This is a genomic window from Halomonas sp. SIMBA_159, assembly GCF_046536035.1.
In the GTDB taxonomy this organism is placed as follows: domain Bacteria; phylum Pseudomonadota; class Gammaproteobacteria; order Pseudomonadales; family Halomonadaceae; genus Vreelandella; species Vreelandella venusta_A.
On record NZ_JAWJBT010000453.1, the window covers coordinates 1 to 276 of the forward strand.

General features: G+C 51.8%; 1 rRNA gene. It reads right to left on the reverse strand.

Annotated features, from left to right (window positions below):
* Nucleotides 1–62 precede the first annotated feature (62 nt).
* Nucleotides 63–276 (reverse strand): 16S ribosomal RNA (locus R0J87_RS19990); the annotation flags it as partial.

Below are 276 nucleotides of genomic sequence, written 5' to 3' on the forward strand. Positions count from 1 at the left end.
TCTTTTAACTATTTCGACCAAGCAATCTGTGTGGACACTGCATCAAAGACACAGTCTTTAGGTAAGGAGGTGATCCAGCCCCAGGTTCCCCTAGGGCTACCTTGTTACGACTTCACCCCAGTCATGAACCACACCGTGGTAAACGCCCTCCCGAAGGTTAAGCTATCTACTTCTGGTGCAGCCCACTCCCATGGTGTGACGGGCGGTGTGTACAAGGCCCGGGAACGTATTCACCGTGGCATTCTGATCCACGATTACTAGCGATTCCGACTTCAT